At 71.8% G+C, this 1,222-nt stretch carries 2 protein-coding genes; both read left to right on the top strand.

Translation table 11 applies throughout. The annotated features are described in order from the left end of the window. On the top strand, positions 1-866 hold an 866-nt coding region (gene purM, locus EQG76_RS22580; protein WP_159716565.1), incomplete at its 5' end, for a phosphoribosylformylglycinamidine cyclo-ligase. Further along, on the top strand, positions 842-1,222 hold a 381-nt coding region (purN, locus tag EQG76_RS22585; protein WP_265338967.1), incomplete at its 3' end, for a phosphoribosylglycinamide formyltransferase. The genes purM and purN, both read left to right, overlap by 25 nt.

Genomic DNA, 1,222 nt, shown 5'->3' on the forward strand with positions numbered 1-1,222 from the left:
TGGCGGCGAAAACCGGGCAGGTCGAGGGTATCGGCATCGATCTCGTCGCCATGTGCGTGAACGACTTGGTGGTCCAGGGTGCGGAGCCCCTGTTCTTCCTGGACTATTTCGCCACCGGCCGGCTGGAGGCCGAGGCCGGGACCAGGATCGTGGCGGGCATCGCGGAGGGTTGCCGGCAGGCGGGCTGTGCGCTCATCGGCGGCGAGACCGCCGAGATGCCGCAGATGTACGCGCCCGGCCATTTCGACCTGGCTGGCTTTGCCGTGGGTGCCGTCGAGCGCGAGGCACTGCTGCCCCGCCCGGATGTTCGAGCGGGCGACATGCTGTTGGGCCTGGCCTCGTCGGGCGTGCACAGCAACGGCTTCTCGCTGGTGCGCCTGGTGCTGGAGGAAGGCGGTGCCGATCTCGCGGCCCCTGCCCCGTTCGCGCCGGAGCAGAGCCTGGGCGACGCCCTGCTGACGCCCACGCGAATCTATGTGCAAAGCTGCCTGGCGGCGATCCGGGCGGGCGGAGTCAAGGCGCTGGCCCACATCACTGGCGGCGGGCTTGAGGAGAACCTGCCGCGGGTGCTGCCCGGGGGTGCCCAGGCGGTGCTGGACACAAGCGCCTGGGAGCTGCCCGGCGTGTTCCGCTGGCTGGCCGAGCAGGGCCGCCTGCCCCAGGCCGACCTGCGCCGCACCTTCAACGCCGGCATCGGCATGGTCCTGGCGGTGGCGCCGGAGCGGGCCGACGCGCTGCACCGCCTCCTGACGGAAGCGGGCGAGACCGTCCACCGGATCGGCCGGATCACCCCGCGCACATCCGATGCTCCCGCCGTCGTCTTCGAGCACGCCGAGACCGCATGGCCCGCCCCGTCACCGTCCTGATCTCGGGCAGCGGCTCCAACCTCCAGGCGCTGATCGATCGCCAGGCGGGCAGCAGCTACGAGATCGTCCAGGTCATCAGCAATGTTTCGGGCGTGGGCGGGCTGGCGCGGGCGGCCGCGGCCGGCATCCCGACCCGGGTGATCGAGCACCGGGCATTCGCCAGCCGCGCCCTGTTCGACGCAGCCCTGGGCCAGGCCCTGGCCGAGAGCGGTGCGGAACTGGTCTGCCTGGCCGGCTTTATGCGCATCCTGGGGCCGGAGCTGGTGCAGGCCTGGAGTGGCCGGATGCTGAACATCCACCCGGCCCTCCTCCCCTCGTTCAAGGGCCTGCACACCCATGAGCGGGCGCTGGCGGCG

This window comes from Geminicoccus flavidas, from assembly GCF_009806515.1.
In the GTDB taxonomy this organism is placed as follows: Bacteria; Pseudomonadota; Alphaproteobacteria; order Geminicoccales; family Geminicoccaceae; genus Geminicoccus; species Geminicoccus flavidus.